The 2,961-nt window shown below is 62.7% G+C and carries 5 protein-coding genes and 1 pseudogene; 4 read left to right on the top strand and 2 right to left on the bottom strand.

Going from position 1 to position 2,961, the window contains the following annotated elements; genetic code table 11:
• On the bottom strand, positions 1-571 hold a 571-nt coding region (locus AC52Q4_RS10000), incomplete at its 3' end, for an alcohol dehydrogenase catalytic domain-containing protein (RefSeq protein WP_495536656.1).
• 252 nt (positions 572-823) lie between these two features.
• Between AC52Q4_RS10000 and AC52Q4_RS10005 the strand changes: the two genes are divergently transcribed.
• The 3 genes and pseudogenes from AC52Q4_RS10005 to AC52Q4_RS10015 all read left to right on the top strand — a co-directional run bounded on the left by AC52Q4_RS10005 (position 824) and on the right by AC52Q4_RS10015 (position 2,271).
• Positions 824-1,090, top strand: a complete 267-nt coding sequence (locus tag AC52Q4_RS10005) for a cupin domain-containing protein (protein WP_495536657.1) — start codon at positions 824-826, stop codon at positions 1,088-1,090.
• A 4-nt stretch (positions 1,091-1,094) separates the two neighbouring features.
• Positions 1,095-1,199, top strand: a pseudogene (locus AC52Q4_RS10010) (EAL domain-containing protein); the annotation flags it as partial.
• Between the two features lie 184 nt (positions 1,200-1,383).
• Entirely contained in the window at positions 1,384-2,271 is an 888-nt protein-coding gene (locus tag AC52Q4_RS10015) for a sirohydrochlorin chelatase (protein ID WP_495536658.1), read from the top strand.
• Here AC52Q4_RS10015 and AC52Q4_RS10020 read toward each other — a convergent pair.
• Entirely contained in the window at positions 2,268-2,681 is a 414-nt protein-coding gene (locus AC52Q4_RS10020; protein ID WP_495536659.1) for an H-NS histone family protein, read from the bottom strand. The two genes, AC52Q4_RS10015 and AC52Q4_RS10020, sit on opposite strands and share 4 nt — an antisense overlap.
• 80 nt (positions 2,682-2,761) lie before the next feature.
• On the opposite strand from AC52Q4_RS10020, the gene AC52Q4_RS10025 reads away from it, so the two are divergent.
• Positions 2,762-2,961: hypothetical protein (locus AC52Q4_RS10025; RefSeq protein ID WP_495536660.1), on the top strand; the 200-nt coding region annotated here is incomplete at its 3' end.

Here is a 2,961-nt window from a genome sequence, read left to right on the forward strand (position 1 = left end):
CGCCTAGCTCGTGGACGAAGCTAGCCTTTTCGGCGCTGCTGATGGTGGTGGCGACGCGCGCGCCGGCGATCCGGGCGAGCTGAATCGCGACATGACCGACGCCGCCGGCGCCGCCATGGATCAGCACGCGCTGGCCTTCATGCAGGCCAGCGCGGTCGAAGAGCGCCTCCCAGGCCGTGATCAGCACCAGCGGCGCGGCTGCGGCCTCGGCGAAATCCAACGCGGTGGGCTTGGGCTGGGCGATGGCCTCATCGACCACGATGTATTCGGCATCATTACCGTGCGGCCCGCCCAGGCCACCGTGGCAGAACCAGACCGCATCGCCGGGTTGGAACCGCGTCACGTCCTCACCGACGGCCTCGACCACACCGGCGCCATCGCAGCCAAGCACCGCTGTTAGGGTGTCCGGAATCAGGGTGCCGCGCGCGCGAATCTTGGTATCCACCGGGTTCACCCCAGCCGCTTCCAAGCGCACCAACACCTCGGTGGCCGATTGAATCTCCGGGCGCGGTAGCTCGACCAGGGCCAAGACATCCGGCGTGCCCGGCTCACGCATCTGTATCGCCTTCATTGCATCTCCTCGCGATTGCATTGCAACGACGTTGTGCGGGATGGATTGGGCATCAAGCCCCACGTGCTCACGGAGACCGGTCTCGATGAGCGCGCGTTTCCCGCTCAAGCCGCCGTTAGGGTACTCGACGCCGTTGCTCGGCGCATGCTGCCCGCGCCGAATCCCGCATGTACACTACACTGATGAGAGGATGATGTAATTGAGTAGAACGACATGCAAATCGAACACTGGCACGCTGATCACGATGGCCCCTTGAGCGAGCTTGCGTTACGGCACAAGCTCGAACGGCGCGGTTATCGCGTCTCCCGCTTTGTGTATTCGCCCGGGATGTTCTTCCCCCCCCATGATCATGCCGAGGACAAGATCGATGCCGTGCTCTCGGGCCGTTTTCGCGTGACCATGCAAGGGCGAGAATCGGTGCTCGAGGCCGGCGACTTGGTGGTGGTGCCTAAACACGTCACACACACGGCTGAGGTGGTCGGCGAAGAGCCTGTTGTCAGTCTCGACGGCGTTCGCTAGCCATTTTGGCACCGGCTATTCATCGCTGACCTATTTTCGCCAGCTGCCCACGGCCGTGTTGAAGATCGACCAGAGCTTCATTCGCGACATGCTGCACGATAAGGATGACCAGCCTTGCAGAGGCAGCCCCTAGCCCAAATCAATCGGTCGATCGCGTGATCGATGGTGGTTGAGCCAACTGACGCCCAGCAGTACACGTTTGGCGCATCCGCAACAGGCGTGAAAATCGCGCGCTGTTTGATCGCACGGCCTTCATCGCGCTGTCTTCATCACCATGAGGAGCCTAGCCACGGATGACGACCATCATGCTCGTCGACAACGGTTCAAGCCGGGCCGATGCGACCCTGGCACTGCGACGCCTCAGCGACGCCCTCGCGCGGCGGCTCGGCCAGCCGGTGCATCCGGTCTCGCTGGCGCATTCCTCGAAGGTGCCCGCGCAGGCACTCGATGGGCGACCCGCCGACACGCTCGAGCCTTTTCTCCTGCGTCAGGCCGCTGCCGGGACGCGGGACTTTCTCGCCGTGCCACTGTTCTTCGGTCCGAGCCGGGCCTTGACGACGCTGATTCCGGAGACGGTCGCGCGGGTCGCTGAAGCCGGCATGCAGGTTCGGGTCGAGGTCGCCGATGAACTCTGCCCGCTGCCACGCGGCGAGCCACGTCTGGCGGAGATCCTCGATCGCTCGATTCGCACGGCGATGCATCACCTCAACACGGGAACGGGTACGGAAACGCGCATCCAGGCGCTCCTAGTCGATCATGGCTCGCCGATCCCAGAGGTGTCAGCGGTGCGGCACTGGCTGGCGGGTCGATTGAAGAGCCTAGCGCGCGGTGATTATCTGCTCGGCGAGGCGGCGATGGAGCGGCGCCCCGGGGCGGATTATGCGTTCAACGGCGCCCTGCTCGCCGAGGTGCTGGAGGCGATCGGCAAGGAGCACGCGCAGGCTCGGGTGGTGATTGGGATGCAGTTCATCGGACCTGGGCGCCATGCGGGCCGCAATGGCGATGTCGAGCTGATCTGCGAGCAGGCGCGGGAGCGGTTTCCCGGGTTGGAGATCCGCATCTCGCCGCTCGTGGGGGAGGATGAGGCGCTGATCGCTCTCTTGAGCGAGCGCGCCGAGCAGAGGTTGCAAGCGCGTGGCGGGGCGTCCCTCCCCCGCCGCAAATCGCCGCAGGCGCGCTAGTCCTGGGCTTTGATGGGCCGCAGGTGATTGGTCTTGAAGGAATAACGATCGTCTTTATCGCTTGGGTCCAGCCCCAGCGCGGCCATCTTTTCCTTCATCCAGCCCGGCAGGACACCGCGTGAATAGACGTTGTTGGGATTGTCCGGGTCAACGTAGCTCGTATAACGACCGGAGCCGGATTTCCCGGTTTTCTTCGCGGCTGCTCCGCGCCGGCGGCGTGGTGTGAGCTGATCGAGGATATCGTCGATCTCGTGACCGCGCTCCTTAATCATGGCAAGGATCTCTTGCGCAAGCTCGAGCTTTTCAGCTTCCCAGCGTTCGCTGAGCGCCTGCTTGAGTTGTGCTTCTTTTTGTCTGGTTTGTTGAATCTGGCTTTGCAGCTCTTCAGCTGAAAGATGTTGATATTCCACTAATCGCCTCCGGGGCGGATGAATCTGAAACTACTAAGCCCAGCACGCGCGAGGCCCGTGCCGGGTGTTGCGTAACCGAGTTGATCAGTCTGCGCGTGTCGACTCAAAGCGGCGAGCGTGGCGCAGACATCAAGTGGCGCAATGGCCAAGACGATGAGCAAGGCCGGTTGCATGGTGGATGCTGTTGGATATCCTGTTCCGACGGTCTGTTCTTGCTCACCGGTATCAATCTAAACACAACCGAGAAAAAGTCAAGTAAAACCAGCCAGGAAGATCCCTT

The organism is Nitrococcus sp. (assembly GCF_059432795.1).

What these genes read in the sequence shown, in the direction of transcription:
- AC52Q4_RS10015 (WP_495536658.1), top strand. Translation starts at nt 1,384, where the DNA reads ATGACGACCATCATGCTCGTCGACAACGGTTCAAGCCGGGCCGATGCG.